Source organism: uncultured Pseudoteredinibacter sp. (assembly GCF_947500695.1).
In the GTDB taxonomy this organism is placed as follows: Bacteria; Pseudomonadota; Gammaproteobacteria; order Pseudomonadales; family Cellvibrionaceae; genus Pseudoteredinibacter.
The window spans coordinates 318,486-336,710 of record NZ_CANMSS010000002.1 but is presented as its reverse complement, the minus strand read 5'-3'; the positions used below and the strand labels follow the sequence as shown (position 1 = coordinate 336,710).

At 45.4% G+C, this 18,225-nt stretch carries 14 protein-coding genes; 8 read left to right on the top strand and 6 right to left on the bottom strand.

Annotated elements, in window-relative coordinates:
* Positions 1–14: 14 nt before the first annotated feature.
* A complete protein-coding gene (locus Q1A08_RS05200; RefSeq protein ID WP_299770505.1) occupies positions 15–2,183 on the top strand; it encodes an arylsulfatase in 2,169 nt (722 codons plus the stop codon).
* Between the two features lie 30 nt (positions 2,184–2,213).
* Here the strand turns inward: Q1A08_RS05200 and Q1A08_RS05195 are convergent, their stop codons facing one another.
* A complete protein-coding gene (locus tag Q1A08_RS05195; RefSeq protein ID WP_299770503.1) occupies positions 2,214–2,444 on the bottom strand; it encodes a hypothetical protein in 231 nt (76 codons plus the stop codon).
* Between the two features lie 87 nt (positions 2,445–2,531).
* On the opposite strand from Q1A08_RS05195, the gene Q1A08_RS05190 reads away from it, so the two are divergent.
* Both Q1A08_RS05190 and Q1A08_RS05185 read left to right on the top strand, forming a co-directional pair.
* Entirely contained in the window at positions 2,532–3,737 is a 1,206-nt protein-coding gene (locus tag Q1A08_RS05190) for an iron-containing alcohol dehydrogenase (protein WP_299770501.1), read from the top strand.
* A gap of 247 nt (positions 3,738–3,984) precedes the next feature.
* Positions 3,985–4,452, top strand: coding sequence for a hypothetical protein (locus Q1A08_RS05185; protein WP_299770499.1), 468 nt, complete (start codon positions 3,985–3,987; stop codon positions 4,450–4,452).
* A gap of 3 nt (positions 4,453–4,455) precedes the next feature.
* Here the strand turns inward: Q1A08_RS05185 and Q1A08_RS05180 are convergent, their stop codons facing one another.
* The 5 genes from Q1A08_RS05180 to Q1A08_RS05160 all read right to left on the bottom strand — a co-directional run bounded on the left by Q1A08_RS05180 (position 4,456) and on the right by Q1A08_RS05160 (position 9,403).
* Positions 4,456–5,616 (bottom strand): GNAT family N-acetyltransferase, encoded by a 1,161-nt coding sequence (locus Q1A08_RS05180; RefSeq protein WP_299770497.1) that lies wholly within the window; start codon positions 5,614–5,616, stop codon positions 4,456–4,458.
* An 87-nt stretch (positions 5,617–5,703) separates the two neighbouring features.
* Complete coding sequence (gene phoR, locus Q1A08_RS05175; protein WP_299770494.1) at positions 5,704–7,032, bottom strand: phosphate regulon sensor histidine kinase PhoR; 1,329 nt, start codon at positions 7,030–7,032, stop codon at positions 5,704–5,706.
* A gap of 78 nt (positions 7,033–7,110) precedes the next feature.
* The gene (gene phoB / locus Q1A08_RS05170; RefSeq protein WP_299770492.1) at positions 7,111–7,815 is read right to left on the bottom strand and encodes a phosphate regulon transcriptional regulator PhoB; all 705 of its coding nucleotides are present in this window, start codon (positions 7,813–7,815) and stop codon (positions 7,111–7,113) included.
* Between the two features lie 158 nt (positions 7,816–7,973).
* Positions 7,974–8,858, bottom strand: a complete 885-nt coding sequence (ubiA, locus tag Q1A08_RS05165; protein WP_299770490.1) for a 4-hydroxybenzoate octaprenyltransferase — start codon at positions 8,856–8,858, stop codon at positions 7,974–7,976.
* Positions 8,855–9,403, bottom strand: coding sequence for a chorismate lyase (locus Q1A08_RS05160; protein WP_299770488.1), 549 nt, complete (start codon positions 9,401–9,403; stop codon positions 8,855–8,857). Before Q1A08_RS05160 ends, ubiA begins: the two co-directional genes overlap by 4 nt.
* 197 nt (positions 9,404–9,600) lie before the next feature.
* Here Q1A08_RS05160 and Q1A08_RS05155 point away from each other — a divergent pair, with 197 nt between their 5' ends.
* The 5 genes from Q1A08_RS05155 (at position 9,601) to Q1A08_RS05135 (ending at position 18,039) form a co-directional block, all read left to right on the top strand.
* Entirely contained in the window at positions 9,601–9,876 is a 276-nt protein-coding gene (locus Q1A08_RS05155) for an HU family DNA-binding protein (RefSeq protein ID WP_299770486.1), read from the top strand.
* Between the two features lie 113 nt (positions 9,877–9,989).
* Positions 9,990–11,261 carry a dicarboxylate/amino acid:cation symporter gene (locus tag Q1A08_RS05150; protein WP_299770484.1) on the top strand — a complete coding sequence of 424 codons (1,272 nt, stop codon included), beginning with the start codon at positions 9,990–9,992 and terminating at the stop codon, positions 11,259–11,261.
* Between the two features lie 648 nt (positions 11,262–11,909).
* On the top strand, positions 11,910–12,875 hold the full coding sequence (locus Q1A08_RS05145) for an FHA domain-containing protein (RefSeq protein WP_299770483.1): 966 nt from the start codon (positions 11,910–11,912) through the stop codon (positions 12,873–12,875).
* Positions 12,876–12,878: 3 nt separating this feature from the next.
* Entirely contained in the window at positions 12,879–15,470 is a 2,592-nt protein-coding gene (locus tag Q1A08_RS05140; RefSeq protein WP_299770481.1) for a serine/threonine-protein kinase, read from the top strand.
* A 40-nt stretch (positions 15,471–15,510) separates the two neighbouring features.
* The gene (locus Q1A08_RS05135; RefSeq protein ID WP_299770479.1) at positions 15,511–18,039 is read left to right on the top strand and encodes a serine/threonine-protein kinase; all 2,529 of its coding nucleotides are present in this window, start codon (positions 15,511–15,513) and stop codon (positions 18,037–18,039) included.
* The last annotated feature ends 186 nt before the right edge of the window (positions 18,040–18,225 follow it).

The following is an 18,225-nucleotide window of genomic DNA, read 5'->3' as shown; positions in this document are numbered from 1 at the left end:
GAAGTCAACACAGTATGGCTCTATTTGAAAAAGAAAAGCCGAAAAATGTTGTTGTAGTTATTTTGGATGATTTGGGTTATTCGGATCTGGCAAGTTTTGGATCTGATATTAAAACAGACAGCATAGATGCTTTAGCCAACGATGGTGTGCGCTATAGCAACTTCCATGCTACTCCAACCTGCTCACCAAGCCGGGCTGCGTTGTTGACAGGCAGGGATCCTCATCGAGTAGGCATGGGCTTAGTTTCGCGCTTTGATTTCGGTGAGCGTTATCCCGCGTTTCGTGGTCGTATCAGTGAAAATGCCGTAACCATGGCTGAGTTGCTTGCTGAAAATAACTATGGCACATACGGAGTTGGTAAGTGGCATTTACTACCCCCCTCTGATATGAAGCCATCTGGTCCATTTACACATTGGCCATCGGGTAAGGGGTTTCAACGGTTTTACGGTTTTCTTGCGGGTTCAACTGATCAATTTAAACCAGAGTTATTTGAGGACAACCATTTTGTAGAAAGAGAGTTTGACGAGGATTATATTCTTACTCGAGATCTTATGGATAAGGCGATTAAAATGTTGCACAACCATGTGAGCTATTCGCCGGAGCGACCTTTCTTTATGTATATCGCTACTCCGGGCATGCATGCGCCTCACCAAGCCTCTAAGCCGTATTTGGAAAAGTACCGTGGGGCATTCGATCACGGTTGGGATGAAGAAATTCTGCAACGTTTACAGCGGCAACAAGATATGGGCTTATTGCCTAAGTCCATCACGCTACCAGAAAAAGATAAGCGCGTTAAGAACTGGTCTACTTTGACTGCTGAACAGAAAAAAGTTTATGCGCGGCTACAGGAAGTCTATGCTGCATTTCTCGAAGAAACGGATGTTGAGCTTGGTCGCTTCTTTGAGCAGCTGAAGCGACTGCAGCAATACGATAACACCTTAGTGGTTTTGTTATCAGATAATGGAGCCAGCCAAGAAGGAGATGTTAATGGAAATATCAATCATAGCAGCCACTACAGCGGCAATATAGAAACAGTCAGCGATATCTCTTCGCGTATTGAAGAAATAGGTGGCCCGCGTACTGCGAGTAACTATCCATTGGGTTGGGCGGCTAGCAGTAATACGCCGTTTCGATATTTCAAACAGGATACTTATAGTGGTGGTGTGAATGTTCCGTTAATTGTTAAACCAGTAAAATCACAAGCGCGGAAGCTTGAAGCCAACAGTGTCCGTCATCAATACCATTTTATTAGCGATATATTTCCGACCGTAATGGATTACTTGGATATTAAAATTCCAGATCAATTTGATGGTCGCAGACAGCTTCCATTTGATGGTATATCAATGCGTTACAGCCTAGAAAAGCCTTCGGCAGAGGACCAACGTGAGACACAGTTTTATCGCATGGGTTTTCATCGAGGTATTTATGCCGATGGTTGGTCAGCTGTTTTTCGTCATCAACAAGGTGAAGGAACTGAGAAAAGCCAATGGCAGCTGTTCAATCTAAAAGAGGATATTGCGCAAGCTAAAGATTTATCGAAACAGTTTCCCGATAAGCTGAATAAACTGAAGGGTATTTGGGAGACAGAGGCAGAAAAAGTCAATGCCGATGGCATGCTCAATCCCAAGGCACTTAAAGTGCTGCGCACTGCTAAACAATTGTTCGCCCCCAATAACAAAAGCAAGACGTATCGTTTTTACCCTGAAACAAGCTATGTGGTTGAAAAGTCGGCCCCACAAATTGTTGGAAAATCGTTTGATATTCGAATAGATATTGAGTCCGGGGCAAATGCAGCAGATGGTTTGTTGTTTACCTACGGCAATCGAGACTCTGGTTTCATTTTATACATGGATAAAGGGAAGCTTGTTTTCGAATACAACTACTTTGACAATATTGCCAGTTTTGGCAAGCAAAGCCGATTTGTTTCATCCAGTTCTCTTGATAAGAGCGTGTCAAAGTTTGAGTTGCAGTTTCGTCAGCAAGATAAAGACCAAGCAATAGTCAAAATTGTCCAAGCAGGCAAGGTGCTCGCCGAGGGCCGGATTCCCAATACTATTAGTGGGCGCCTGTCCCATGAAGGTGCCAGTATCTTGAAGGAGTGGGCGGTATCGGTATCCGATCATCCTAAGGCCAAAATTCCTTTTAACGGCCAGCTTAAATACATTGAAGTAGAAGTTCTGTAGAGCGGTAGGCATCACCGTTACTTGGGCCTTCTAGGTCCTTTTTTTCTTTTTACCTACTGTAGTAATCAAAATTCCTATTTTGATTACTACGTCGCCCTCTCCGAGCTGGCGCCGTTGTGTGAAACGGCTTGCTCGAAGTGGGCTGGCATCAATGTGAGCGCCTAGGTCGGCTTTTTTGACTAAAAACGGTGCAATTTTGCCAATAAGACAAATGTGGCCATTTTTCTGATCTTCATCTCGGAATTCCTCTCTGCTTGTCATAAACTGAGGCCATATGGATTGCCATAATAACAATAGAAAATAAGCCTATCGCCACACACTCGTGGCTGACAGCTACCGGAGACTGCCATGCCTTTTGCTGCAAAGTTAAAACTTGCTGTTCGTAAACTCGCTGTTTCTCTTATCGCTCAACCCAAGCCTATTACCTATGTTGGTGAAGGATCTTCCTTAAAGCTTTGTGAAGCCGTTGATCAATTTGACGTGCGCAAAGTTCTTATCGTAACTGATGCTATGTTGTGTGAGTTGGGTTTGATAGATCCATTACAAAGAGCCTTGAGCGATGCAGGTGTGGAAAGTGTTGTGTACCAAGGTGTGACCCCAGATCCCGTGTGGACGGTCGTCGAAGAAGGCCTCACCCTACTCAATGGTGAGCAGTGCGATGGCGTGATCGGTGTCGGTGGTGGTTCATCAATCGATGCTGCGAAAGTGATTGCTTTGGCGGCCACGAATACCAGTATTCCTCCACGCGAGTTGGCAGGCTTTAAAAAGGCCAAACAAGATGGTTTGCCTTTATTTGCTGTTCCGACCACAGCCGGTACTGGCTCGGAGGTGACTATCGCTGCGGTTATTTCAGATCCTGAGACTCACAAAAAGGATCTCATCGGCGATACCCGAGTTATTCCGAAAGTCGCCGCCTTGGATCCTTCACTGATGTTGGGCTTGCCGCCAGCCGTTACGGCGGCCACCGGTATGGACGCCCTAACCCACGCTATTGAATCTTATATTGGCGAGTGGGCTAATGAAGAAACCGATGCATTGGCCAAAAGCGCGATCAAATTGATTTTCGACAACTTGCCAAAGGCTGTTGCTGAAGGAAGCGATGTTAAAGCACGTGAAGCTATGGCGCTTGCTTCTTACTACGCTGGTTTGGCTTTCACCAAGGCAATGGTGGGTTATGTCCATGGTATTGCTCACCAGCTGGGTGGGAAATACGGTATACCTCATGGTCTTGCAAATGCCGTTGTGCTTCCTGAAGTGCTTAACTTCTCCAAAGATGCTGCTTCCCACCGCTTAGCAGAGTTAGCTATTCACACCGGCTTAGGTGAGCACTATGAAGGTGATGCAGCGCTCAGCCAGAAGTTTATTGATCATATTAAAGCAATGAATGAAGAAATAGGGATTCCTGTGGGCTTTGAACAAATTCAAGCCGCCGATATTCCTGAGTTAGCGACAGCGGCATTGGAGGAATCCCACGGTACCTATCCAGTACCAGAATATATGAATCAAGCAGAGTGTGAGGCGATGATTGGGCGTTTAATTTTACGTCCTGCCTAGCCCACTCTCATCAAAAGCTCTGTTTGAATTCTTCCAGAGACTGGACGCCCAATTAGGGTGTCCACCTTTCATGATACGCAAATTGCTTCACCCTCTCTTACTTTGCATAGTTCTTTTGGCTTTTGGGGATTAGCTTCTTGGCCTAGTTAGTTGCGCGCCTCTAAAAATTTCATACTTGCCATTGAGGCGGTTCTAAATAATAATTTTCAGCTGATGTTGAATGCTGAAATGGAATAACATTAAAACTATGAATAAGGATGTCCAGGAGTTTATTGGGGCTCGCCAATCTACAGCCTATATGATGGTGATTCTTTCTCTGGGTTCGGTCAGTGTTTGGGCCCTTCCCCAGATTGTAGAAACCTTTCAAGAAGGGGGCTTTGTCAAAGCACTGTCGCTAATAGCTATTTTAGCTTTCATCTCTGGATTAGCTTACTATTTTGCACCAAAACTGAGCCCCAAAAAATCAATTCGCGTTAATCAAAAGACCTTGAGCATGAGGCAAGATGGAGCAATTCACTGGCGCATTGAATTGTCTGATATCGGCCAGTGCGATATCAGTAGGCGTGAGGAAACTGCCTTTAAAGATCGATCAAAAATGCTAAACGTTCATAATAAAAACGGTGAAAAGCTGATAGAGCAAGAAGTTGAATTTCTAGCTGCTGAGCAGCAGAGGTCACTACTGAAGCTGTTGCTACATCGTGTAGAAAAAATCTAAAGCTTAATCTTCTGATTTAAATGGTAGATAGCTTTCGGCGTCTTCTTTGTAGAGTTCTATATGCTCACTTTCTTGCTTAAGAAAATCCTCAATTGCAGGGCGAAACTCCTCAGATGCAATCCAGTGAGCTGAATGAACATAGCTGGGTTTAAAGCCGCGTTGAATTTTATGTTCACCTTGAGCACCTGGATCAAAACGTTTTAGTCTGTTTTCAATAGCATACTCGATACCTTGGTAGTAGCAGGCCTCAAAGTGCAATGCATCGAAATCATCTAAGCAACCCCAATAACGCCCATACAAGGTTTCTGAATCTTTAAAATATAATGCGGCGGCGACCATCTGTCCATCGTAATGAGCTTGCGCCATCATGATGGAGTTTGCGCAGTTTGTTGCTAAGCGTTTAAAAAAGTCGTGATTTAAGTAACCCTGTCTACCACTGCGTTTTAAATAGGTTAAATGGTAGCAGTGGTAAAATTGCTGCCATTGATCGGCGCTTATATCTGCACCTTCTACGCACTGAATTTTTACACCTTGTTGATCCACTTTTCGTCGCTCACTCTTTAAACTCTTTCTCTTGCGTGATTTAAAGCTGGCAAGAAAATCATCAAAGTTCTTATAGTCTTCATTTATCCAATGAAACTGTACGGCATCGCGTTGCAGTAGTTGGTGATCAGTTGTTAGGCAGTTTAGCTGATGAGAGCTTGGGAATAGGCTGTGAAAGCTAGAAGCTTCAAGCCTTTGGCACTCTTGCTGTAACTGTTGCAGCATGATTTGACAAAAAAGAGCTTCATCTAGGCCTTCAGCCAAAGCATAGCGTGGCCCGGTAGCTGGAGTAAAAGGGATGGCATTTAGCAGCTTGGGATAGTATTCAACGCCATACCGATGATAAGCATCAGCCCAAGCCCAATCGAAAACGTACTCCCCATAAGAGTGGTTTTTTATATAGAGGGGCATGGCGGCTAATAACTCGCCTTTATCGTCTTCCCGGTCTTCAGACCACAATAAGAAATGATGGGGAATCCAGCCGCTGTCTTTGCTTACACACTGGCTTTGCTCTAGCGATTGCAAAAACTCATACTGAATAAAGGGGTAATCACTTGCCCAAATGCTTTGCCAGCTATCTCGATCGATAGCGTCAATAGAGGGAATAAATTCGACAAGCATTATAAGGCACTTTTTCTAATTGGCCTCACATCATAACGGCTCAGGAGTGCTTGGCAAGCCCAATTACTATTGGGCCAGACCGCTTGCTTATGTCAGTTGCTCAGCAGGTTCTTCTTGCTTGTCCTTGTCTAATATTTGTAGACGATCTCTTGGGAATATACAGCTAAATGTACTTCCCTTACCCGGTTTGCTTACGATACTTAAATGCGCATCGTGGCGTAACAAAATATGTTTAACGATGGCGAGCCCTAGGCCAGTTCCGCCTGCATCTGAGTTGCGGCTGCCATTATCTACACGATAAAATCTTTCGGTTAGGCGCGGTATATGAATGGGGTCGATACCATCGCCTTGATCTTTCACAGAAAAAGTAATGGCTGATTCGTCAACACTGATGCTGAGCTTGATTTCGGTGTCGGGGCTGGAGTATTTAACGGCATTAAAAGCAAGGTTTGAAAAAGCGCTGTGCACTTCCTTTTCATTGGCGAGCAAGGCAATATCACTCTTACATTTCACAGTAATATGATGTTGGCCGTCACTTAGTGCAGTAGCGTCGGCGGCTATCATATCCAGTAGCGGTTTCAATGCCACTGGCTTTTGATTACGCTCATTGTCTTCGGTTTCTAAGTTAGAGAGCGTCAGCAAATCGTTGATCAGCAGATTCATGCGATCGCTCTGCTGTTGCATTTGCCCAAAGGCGCGTTCCATTACTGGGTTTAAGTCGGGCGCCATGCTTAAGGTTTCGATATAGCCGCGCAATACCGTTAGCGGTGTGCGCAACTCATGAGAGACATTGGCCACAAAATCCTTACGAACCTGTTCCAATCGGTGCACGCGAGTTACATCACGGACAACCACTAAACGCTCGCCTTTACCAAAACGATTGATTTGGTACTGTAGTTGTTTTGATTCATTGCGCGGAGATGGCAAATCTAGCGGGTCTTCATACTCGCAGGCATCAAAGTATGCAATAAAGTCTGGGTGGCGAATAAAATTAACCAGTGGGTGCCCTTGGTCGATAGGTTGTAAACCCAGCAAAGTTTCGGCAGCTTGGTTCCACCAATTTAGGCAGCCATTGGCGTCCAGTAGCACCACAGCATCACGCAGAGCAGCAGTAGTTTGTTGCCCACGTCGAATCATACCTTGCAGGCGGCGGCGTTCTTTTTCATGGCGCTTTTGCATGCGATAAATATTATCGAAAATTTCGCCCCATATACCGACGGTATCAGGGGGTGGCTCGCGGCGCTTAGAGGTTACCCATAAATAGAGCTGACGGATTTGTAATAGCACCCAGCCCATATATAGGCCGCCGCCAATAATCAGCGTCCAGCTGATATAGCCGTTCAGCCAGCCAAAAAAGAGGCAAATCAGAGTAAAGAATGCAATGCGCTTGAGTTCAGCGCCTAAGCCCTGGTGCAATAAAGTATCCGCCCTAGGTGATGGGAGTTAGTAGCCTAAAGTGTAACAGGCTCGATGTTACGACAAGAAGACGGGGTCTTAATTGACCGCCGTCACCTTGGTAGAGAATCGGTAACCGGTTCCTCGCACAGTTTGGATGAAGCGGTCGTGATCGTCCAGTGTTAGCGCTTTGCGCAGACGGCGGATATGCACGTCGACAGTTCGCTCTTCCACATAAACGTTACCGCCCCAAACATGGTCCAGTAATTGGCTACGGGTGTACACGCGCTCTTGGTGGGTCAAAAAGAACTCTAACAAGCGATATTCTGTCGGGCCCATTTGTACAGGAGAATCGCCGATAGTGACTCGGTGGCTAATTGGATCTAGGCACAAGTCGCCAACCACAATTGGCTCAGCATCTTGGTGATTGTCGGTGCGACGCAAAACAGCTTTTAATCGTGCAACCAGCTCGCGGGGTGAAAAAGGCTTAGTGATATAGTCGTCAGCACCGATTTCGAGGCCTTGTATTTTATTATCTTCCTCGCCTTTGGCGGTCAACATAATGATTGGGGTGCGGGCTGTTACCTCATCGCGTTTGAGGCGGCGAGCAAGCTCAATGCCACTGGTGCCGGGCATCATCCAATCTAACAGTACTAAATCGGGTTTCTCGTCGATGATTAAGCTGTGTGCCTCTTGGGCATCTGCGGCTTCCAGGCACTGGTAGTCGGCCATCTCTAGGGCGATACGGAGCATATCGCGAATGGCTTTCTCGTCATCGACGATCAAGATGGTTTTATTAGGCATGGTAGCCCCTCTATCAACGGCGGGGCCTTACACAAAGGTAATGCCCTAGGGTCTGTTAAGAAGGCATTATTAAATAAAGGTTTTGTTGCAACTTTATGACAATTTCTTGTCTGCTTATAGCCCTCTGGTCAAATAAACTCCAAATAGGCCTTAAAGTGCTAATTAATATAGCTAAGTGCAACACCCGCAAATATTGCTGCGCCCACATAATTATTGCTCAAGAAGGCCTTAAAGCAGGCTTGGCGCTCGCGCCCGCGAATCAAAACCTGTTGGTAAACAAACAGGCCTGTGGCCACAGCTAGGCTTATATAAAAAGCAAAGCCAAGATCAAAGCGATTGGCTAAGACAATCAAGGACATGATCGTAAGGCCTTGTAAGCAGCCGATAATCATCTTGTCTTGCTCGCCAAATAAGATTGCTGTCGACTTAATGCCAATCTTGAGGTCGTCATCCCTATCGACCATGGCATATTGGGTGTCGTACACCACTGTCCACAACAGATTAGCGGTAAAAACTAACCAGGCTGTAGGCGGCAGCTCGTTCAGGCTGGCGCTAAAGGCCATGGGAATGCCCCAAGAGAAAGCGGCACCCAATACCAGCTGTGGAAGATGGGTATGGCGCTTCATAAAGGGGTAGCAGGCGGCCAGCGCAATACCGCCAAATGAGAGTGCGATGGTAAAAGTGTTCGTGAGGCAGACCAATACAAAGGCCAGTATTCCTAAGCCCGCGAACAAAATAAGGGCGTTACGGGGCGCTATTTTGCCCGCCGCTAAGGGGCGGTGTTGGGTACGTTCTACGTGGCCGTCAAAGTTTCGATCGGCATAATCGTTAATGACGCAGCCTGCGGCTCGCATAATGAAGACACCAGCGGTGAATATCACTAGCAAATGCCAAGGCGGCATCCCTTCATTGGCCAGCCAAAGTGCCCACAGCGTAGGCCATAACAGTAGAAGCGTGCCAATGGGGCGGTCAATTCGCATTAATTGAGCATAGGCATAAAGCTTATCTTTCAGGCTTGGTTCTGGGCTGGCATTGCTGCTCATAAATGATCCTTAATGAAAGGTTGCCCTTGATAAAAGTGCTCGAAGCTAGGTAAAAACACCTCAGCAACTAATAATGGCTTTTGATCCAAGCGAAATACCGATCGCCTAGACCAGCAGGCTGTAGTGCTGGGGTAATTAAAATTGTGCGGCTCTAAACGGCTAATTTCAATGGCGCTGCGCTGCATTGTTGGATCTTTGAACAACAATGCTCCCAAGGGCCGGTTATCCAAGGTTTTGAGCTGCCTTAGGCGACCTGTCAGTGTGCTTAGTGGCAGCACTGAGCGGGCAAAAACCCAATCTTGCCCTGCTCCGGACATCACAATCTCGCGAATAAGCGCCTGTTGGCGTGCTGGTAGCTTTAAAGCTTTGGCTTCGTCGACTCTGGGAGTGGCGAGGCCTTGTCGCAATATCCGTAAAGAAAAGTCCCCTTGGCTGGCTTCTATCAATTTTTGGGTCAGGGAGCCTGTGCCTAACAGCCATTGCTTTTGTTGCTGACTAAGATCAGGGCTGGCTTGCTTGTGCCAGCGCGGGGCATGTGTTCTCAAACGGGGGATTCCGAAATCTTGCGGGCAATAGTCGCCGCATCGTTATATTACAAAGGCGCTATTTTAGTGCTCATTGACCTATGGTGCCAACACCGCATTTGTTTATCGGCAAGATATTCTTTCAAAGCTTGGTTTATAGGCCGGGCCTTGGTTTAATGTGGGGCCAATCCAACAGCAATAACAATAGGATAATAACTATGCACAAAACTGATTTAGTGGCTGCAGTGGCCGATCAGGCGGATCTACCCAAAGAAAAAGCGGCTGATGTGGTAAATGCCATATTGGATGAAATCACCAATGCAATGAGTCGCGATGATACCGTGAGCCTAGTGGGCTTTGGTTCATTCAGTCAGCGTCATCGCGCTGCCCGCACTGGCCGCAGCCCAAAAACTGGAGCCAGTATCGAAATTGCGGCCAGTAATACCGTTGGCTTCAAGCCCGGTAAAGCGCTAAAAGATGCGGTTAACAGTTAATTTACAATCCCCTTCGTGCCCTCGCGGGCAAAGTAGTATTTACTCTGTAATTATTTATTACTAGCTTGGAGCTAACAGCGCTCTAAGCTAGTATTTAGTCTCATAGGTTTTTTATGACGTTAACAACACGAATCCTCTTAGCCATGGGGCTGGGTTTGCTGGTTGGTATCAGCTTTAAGATGATCATTGACGGCGGTGGTGACTTTGGCCTGTGGTTGCAGGCCTATATGGTTGAAGGGCTTTTCGATGTTGTAGGTCAAATATTCGTCAAATCCCTTAAGCTGCTGGTGGTTCCTCTAGTATTGGTCTCCCTTATATGTGGTTCAGGTGCCTTAGGTGAGCAAGGTCGCGTAGGCCCAATGGCGGGCAAAACGGTTGGCTTATATCTCTTAACTACCTGTATCGCAATCACTTTTGCGCTGTTTGCCGCAATGATGATAAGCCCTGGAACGGGTATGGACCTGCCGACGACTTCTGATTATGTCGCTAAGGAAGCGCCGCCGTTTAAACAGGTATTGATCGATATTTTCCCAAGTAACCCCGTCGCTTCGATGAGCGCTGGTAATATGTTGCAAATCATCGTATTTGCGCTGTTGTTTGGTATCTCAATGTCTCGCGCTGGCGAGGCCGGCAAGCGCTTGCTGTCATGGTTTGAAGATGTGAATGAAGTGATCATGAAAATGGTCATGATGTTGATGAACTTTGCTCCTTACGGCGTATTTTGTTTGTTGGCCAAGCTGTTTTCCGGTTTGGGGTTTGACGGCATCAGTAAACTTGCGGCCTATTTCTTTACGGTATTTGGCGTGCTGGTACTGCATGGTATTGTGGTTTATCCGACCTTATTACGCGTATTTGGCGGTCTAAATCCGGTTATTTTCCTGTCCAAACTGCGCCCTTTAATGATGTTTGCCTTTAGCACATCATCGTCGAATGCCTCGATTCCAGTGACTCTGCGAACCGCTGAGGAGCGTTTAGGTGTTGATAACCGTATTGCCTCATTCACTGTTCCTTTGGGGGCAACAATCAATATGGATGGCACTGCGGTAATGCAGGGTGTTGCTACCGTCTTTATTGCTCAAGCATACGGCATTGATATCGGCCTAACAGGCTATTTGATGGTGATTCTGACAGCGACTATGGCTTCGATTGGTACCGCGGGTGTGCCAGGCGTTGGCTTAATTACCCTGGCTCTGGTTCTGGAGCAGGCTGGTCTGCCAGTAGAGGGTATCGCCTTGATTATCGGTGTCGACCGTCTATTGGATATGGCTCGTACTGTGGTGAATGTAACAGGTGACTCCGCAGTTACGGCTATTGTTGCCAAAAGTGAAGGCGCTTTAGACAAAGAGTGCTTTGATGGTCCGGTTAAGCCAATGCAGGATCACTAAAATTAGTGAGATATAGAAAGAAAAAAGGAGAGCTAATGCTCTCCTTTTTGGTCCTTTGGGCTTCATTACGAACTAACGTGCCCTAAAAGTTGCTCCCTGCACCCTTCCTTGAAAAGTTTTCGTCACGGTCCTTGTGACAGACCTTTTCCTTTAGGACGAAAACTAATTCACAATCTGTGGATTTCCATTTCAGATAAAGCGCAAAAGCTATGTGCCTGCCGAGCAATGCACTGCAAACTTCCTGTATCGTGCGTCTTCCTTGTAGCTGCGCTCTACTGAATGTTTTGATCGCTTCCGAAGAAGAGCCGCTTCCTTTTGGCTAGGTGATCACAGCAGATTGTGAGGATTGAATATAGAACAACTGGCGTTTTTTCTGTATTACAGCATATTACAACTGGGCGTGTATTGTGGTGTAATAAAGCTTCTTAATGACTTACATAGCAGCCATCTTACTCGTTGCAGATAACCGACTGAGGATGAAAATGTAAGCTGCTTTAATCAGTCCGCATTGAATCAGTAGTGCCTTATATTAATGGGCCCAGGCTGAATGGAAGCTGACTGTAACATTGCTGGTATTTCAAGCAATAAGGTTTAGCTACATCATAAGTAGCGAACCAAAACACTACCAAGGACTTCGGGAGTTATTACATGGCGCAAATGCGGGATCTTGGATCTGGCCGCGTTCAGCCTTTGCGTGCTCATCACACATTTGGTCGCTTGCAAGATCAAGTAGACAGCTGTGTTGATTTGGCCGCGGTATCAAGAATTCATGCCGCCATCGAATGGAATGGTGTCTCTTGGTTGCTGCGTGACTTAAGCCGAAACGGCACATGGTTAGATGGTGAAAAACTATCTACCGGGCAGCCCTGTGCGCTTAAGTTGGGGCAGAAAGTTCACTTTGGTTCACCCGATCAAATGCCTTGGGTCGTAGAAAGCCTCGAGGCTCCACAAGATATTTTGTTTTCCTTGCAAGATAATAACAGCTATAGCTTACAGAACTATCACTTATTACCTGATGATGATAAACCAGAGCTAGCACTAAGTTTGAGCGCAGAGGATGGTCAGTGGCACCTTGAGGATATTGCTACAGGCGAAACTCGAGTACTGCGCCATGATGATAAATTCCACTGTCAGTCTCAGCTTTGGCAGTTGTTTCTGGTTGAGCAAATCGCCGCTACTGAACAAGTTAGCATTAAGCCAAGCCATTTTTCGGATTTCGATTTTCGTTTTGAAACAAGTTTAGATGAGGAAAATAGCCGCCTGAGTTTATGTACGGGCTCAGGGGATATAGATCTAGGTGAACGTTCACATCATTATGTATTGTTGCATCTAGCACGGCATAGGGCGGAAGACGCCCAGAGCGGCTTAGATATTAATAGCCAGGGTTGGGTAGATACTGAAATCTTAGCAAAAGAGCTTGGTTTAGATGCTGGACATTTAAACATTCTAATTTTTAGAGCTCGCAAGCAACTCGCAGAGGCTTTACCTGCAGTGACAGGTTTAAATAAATTAATTCAACGAATGCGAGGCCGCCTGCGCTTTGGTGGCAGTCGCTACAGTGTTTGCAAAGGGGTAGAAGTTACCCACCGTTTGGACGCTACTGTCGACTTGTGATTTATGAACAGCAGTGAACACCCTAAAACAATAGAAAACTACCGTGTTCATAATGTCATTGGACAGGGTGGCATGGGGGTGGTGTATCTTGCGGAAGATGATCGCTTGCAAAGACAAGTGGCCATTAAGTGCATCAATGAACACATAGCTGATGAAGTCTTGACGGAGCGTTTAAGACATGAAGCGCAATTGCTGGCTCAGCTGAACCATCCCAATATTGTTCAAGTTTACGACTTTATTGATAACCAAGATAACTTAGCCTTGGTGATGGAGTATGTTGAGGGGCGTACTTTAAGGCAATATCTGCGTGAAAATCTATGTGATCAAAAACAGAAGCTGTTATTTCTAGCGCAAATAGCTGATGGTTTAGCGGCCGCGCACAACGCAGGAATTGTCCATCGAGATCTTAAGCTGGATAACATTTTAATAAACCGCCAAGGCTTATTAAAGCTTACCGATTTTGGTATTGCTAAATCCCAAGATCCTGATGTAACAAATCTTACTCAGCATGATGCTGTATCTGGAAGCTACAGCGCCATGTCACCCGAGCAAATTCGTGGCGAGAAGGTTGGCCCTGGCAGTGATTTGTTTGCTTTTGGCATTTTAGCTTGGCGCATATTACTGGGCAGGCACCCCTTTGGTGATGAAGCGGGCCAGCTATTAATGATTGAGAAAATACTCAATAACACGCCCCAGCGCATGTCCGAGACTGAGGCAGATCTCCCCGCCGAGCTATGCCAGCTAATCGATAGTTTGCTTATAAAAGATCCTAAGCAAAGACCTTCCAGTGCGACTTGGTTGGCAAGGCAGCTGCAAGTGTTATTGCCACAGGTTTCCGATGAGCTAAGTGGAGAAATGACGGCGCACAACATACTGCGCTCGGATTTCAATATTCCCTCCCCCAAAGTTAGCTACTGGGGGCGATTTTCCAAAATAGTCGGGTTTAGCCTTGTGTTGGCTGTAGTTGCTTATATTGGAATTCGATTCAATCCGTTAGAGTTTCTCTTTAAGCACCCAGTAATGCATATTGCCGTGGTGGAGCCAGAGCTAGAAGCCCGCGACCCTGCACAATTTGAAGATTTGAAAGCATCTGTGTTTTTGGCACTCCAAGATGGCGTTAGAAGTCTGCCAAATAGCCATTTGATTTCACCAAGTGAAGTTAATTCTGCACGCCGAAGTGGTGGCAAGCTAGGTACTGCTGTAGGTGCCGATATAGTTTTAAGCAGCCAGTTAAGTTGTGAACAGCAAAGATGTCAATTAACGCTATCGGAATTATCAGGTGATCGCTGGGCCGTTCAACAGCAGAATCGTCAGGCATTGCTGAACAAGAAGTTATTGGAAGTACATGGTCGCGGCCAAGAGGCGGTTAGGAAGCTGATGAATGCGAGTGGCACGGCAATGCCGCTTGTGGAAGTGGTTTCCGAAGCGGATTATCAACAGTTTCTAGAATTAAAGCAGCTGCAAATAGACGACTCTAAATCTGCACTTGAATTACTTGATAAATTAGAAGCGATGCAGCGCCGGGCGCCACGGTTTTGGCAGCTTTACCAACTTTATGCCGATGTGAGCTTGCAACAGTACCGCGCTCAGAGCAGCGAAGTGATCTTGAGCAAATTGCAAGAAATACTGAAAAAGGCAGGGCCGCTATTTTCACAAAGTGTTGATCTTCATGAGATCTGGTTTGATATCTATTTGCTGCGTAAAGACTACACCAAAGCTGTAGGTAGCATTGAATTAATGTCAAAACTATCCTTAGACCCATGGGATAGTGAGCGAATGTTGGCCCAAGTTGAAATGGCCCGAGGTGATACCACGGCGGCAATAGAAAAATTTAGTAAGCGATTGCAGCTGCGAAGCAGTAGCCAAGCGTACAGAGACTTGGCCGAGGCATACTGGAAGGCGGGTGACAAAGAAGAAGCGGTAGCCAATGTTCAAGAAAGCTTAAAATACAGCCCTGAAGACATGCAGAGCCACAGCTTGTTGGCGAGCATTTTTATGGCCAGTGGTGATTTCTCTGCTGCTAAAGAAATGTATCTAGAAATATTAGCAAAACATCCGGTTGTTAGCGTTTACGAAAGTCTTGGTCTATTGGCTCTGTTAGAAAGAGACTATAGCTCGGCAATAGATTACTTTTTAAAGGCAAAACGACTAAAGCCAAAGGAGCGTTTATATTCATTGTACCTTGGCGACAGTTATCTCTTGTCTGGCAATCTGCAAGCTGCGCAAGCAGAATTTGAAAATGTAGCATCTTTCGATGTTGCAGAGAGGAATGCTAGCGAATTGAGTTATCAGGCTAGGTCTTTGATTCAAATGGGTGAGACTATGGCTTCCTTGAGAATTCTTCAAAAAGCACAGGCGGTGGATGCTTCCAATAAAAGCGTAGCTTTTGCATCGGCGCTTATCTATAGCAAAGTTGGTAACTTAGATTCTGGCCTGTTATGGATTGAGTCAGCGATAGACATTGGCGTGCAAAAAAACTGGTTCGCTCTTCCGTGGTTTGATGTTTTCTGTGAAGCAGAAAAATCAAGTGTCGAATTTGAAAAAATCACTAATCTAAGTTGCCCTCTTCAGAACTCTTCAAAGGCTGCCCCATAATTCGTTCCATTAGTAAGGCCTAGAGAGCCAGAAGTTTGATATGAACCATATAGAGCGCCCTGATAGTATTTCCCACTATAAAATCTTAGACACGCTAGGCCGCGGTAGTATGGGTATTGTCTATTTGGCCGAGGACAGCCGCCTAAAGCGTAAAGTGGCCATCAAATGTTTATACAAGCAGCAGTCAGATGCCCTACTGGAGCGTTTGAGGAGAGAAGCAAAAGTCCTCGCTAAGTTGAACCATCCTAATGTTGTAAAGATTTACGATGTGGTCGATCAGGAAGACGGTTTTGCCTTGGTGATGGAATATGTGGGGGGAAGATCTCTTCGCCACTATTTAAAAGAGAATCACCTTAGCCAGCGGCAACAATTGGCATTGCTGGTGCAGATTCTCGATGGAATAGCCGCAGCACATAGCGAGGGTATTATTCATCGTGACTTAAAGCTGGATAACATTTTAATTGATGCGCACGGGCGCGCAAAAATTGGTGATTTTGGTATTGCTAAGCATCAAAGTGGAGATACGGTTGAGCTGACCAAACACAATAATATTTCCGGTAGCTTGGCGGCGATGTCTCCCGAGCAAATTCGTGGTGACAAATTGTCGCCGGCCAGTGATGTATTTTCTTTTGGTATTCTGGCATGGCAAATATTAAGGGACTGCCATCCTTTTGAAGCTGACAGTGACCTTTTAAAGGTCGAGAAAATTCTTAATTCAGCCGCCCCCTCATTGGCTGACCATTCGTTGCCGGCAGGTTTTAGCGAATGCTTAGATCGATGCCTAGAGAGAGACCCCAATAAGCGCCCAAGTGATATACCAGGGCTTATTCGAAACTTGAAGTCGTTTGTAGCACAATTGAGTGACGAAATAGATGACCCTACCCTAACGGTTTATGGTAACCGTTTTAGATCAAGCTCTGATTATGGGCCCTGGTTTAAACTGGCGGGCTTTTTGGGAGCTTTGCTGTTATTTGTCTTTGTGTGTACCGAAGTTTACCGATGGGCTCAACCCAAACCTAAAGCAGTTTATGTGGCTGTGTTACCGACAAAATTAACGGCTTCAGATGATCTCAATTATGATGATGTTAAAAAAACCGTTAACTACGCGCTTCAAGAAGGTGTTATAGATTTAGAGGGTATCTTTTTAATTCCCACGCAAGAGGTGGAAGATTATCTTGGGGAAGAGGATCAGCTATTTTCTGCTTTGGGTGCAGATGGCGTTTTGAGTAGCGAGTTGTCTTGTCGAAACTTTCGCTGTGATCTACATCTTTTCTTAAAAAACTCTTCCGGGGATAAACTGAAAATAAATGATCATATAGTAGACCACAAGCTTTTGGAGATTTACCGATTAACACAGCTAAATTTGGCGGAGCTGTTTCCAGGGCGTGAAGGTTTGCTTGCATTGAGTGATGTAATTAGAGAATCTGATTACAGTGAATATGTAAGACTGAATGCATTCGTGCAAGAAAGTGAGAGCAATTATGCGGAGGTGGTTTTTGAGCTACAGGCCCTAATTGCCAGGGCGCCGAATTTTGAGCCTCTGTATGAATTGTTGATAAAGATTGGACTCGATCAGTATTCAGAAACTAAGGATGAGAAACTGATGGAGGCCATTTTCAAGTCTTTGGAGATTGCGGAAGACTCTAAAATTAACCGCAATAAATTGCGATTATTACGTGTGGAAGCCCTCGCAGAGCTTGGTCAAGCGGATAGAGCCTGGAATGAAATCAGTTTGCTAGAGGAAGGTTTTGGGGATGCGAGAGAAATTTATGTTTTAAAAGGAATTGTAGAGGAGAAACGCGAAAATTATAGGGCAGCAATTGCTCACTTCCAAGCGGCCAATGAGCTTCGTCCAAGTGTGCGTTCTTATAGAGATACCGCTATTAACTACTGGTTTCTTGGGAATGTAGACGAAGCTATAGCGACACTAAAAAAGGCTTTGAAAATCAACCCTAGAGATATACATGCAGGCTTATCTTTGGCAACTTTTTATATGACCAAAGGACAAATTGATAAGGCTGAAGAATTGTATCTTCGCTATGAATCGAGATCGCAAATTGGCACGACTCTCAGTAACCTTGGCTTGATTTACATGTTAAAAAGAGACTATAAGAAGGCAGAAAAGTACTTTTTATTGTCAGCCGAAAAGAAAAAAGACAATCGGTCTTGGTATCTTAATCTTGCGGACAATTACCTTTTGCAAGGTGATATGGAAAACGCTAAAAAGAATTACGAATTTGCTATAGAGGACTTGCGAGAAAAACGAGATTCAAAGAGTCTCGCCTTATTGGCCCAGGCTTATATTCATACTGGTCTGAAAAAGCAGGCTTTAGAGGCTCTTAGAGGTGCTAAAAAAATATCTCCGAATAATTCAGATATCCTTTACGCTGAGGCGATCATCTATACTAAGCTCTCAGATTATCCTTCGGCATTAATCGCTGTAGAAAAATCAATTGAGATGGGATTAGGTAAGGTATGGTTTTTGCTGTCTTGGTTTGATCCAATTTGTAATGATAGTAACTATAGAGCCCAGTTTATTGAGCTTACAGCGAACACATGTTCAGCATAATTCAGGCCTTTGACGTAAGGCCTGAAGCTCTTTGGGTGCGAGAGTTAACGTCTATATCCCTGCCGGGATCCGGTAATTGGTAGGCTGTGGTGGTACCGTCTTCGGTAACATGTGCGGCCACAAAAGAACAACCAACTTTTTCATCTGGGTTATCAAGAAATTTTGATAAATGATGTTATTACTTTC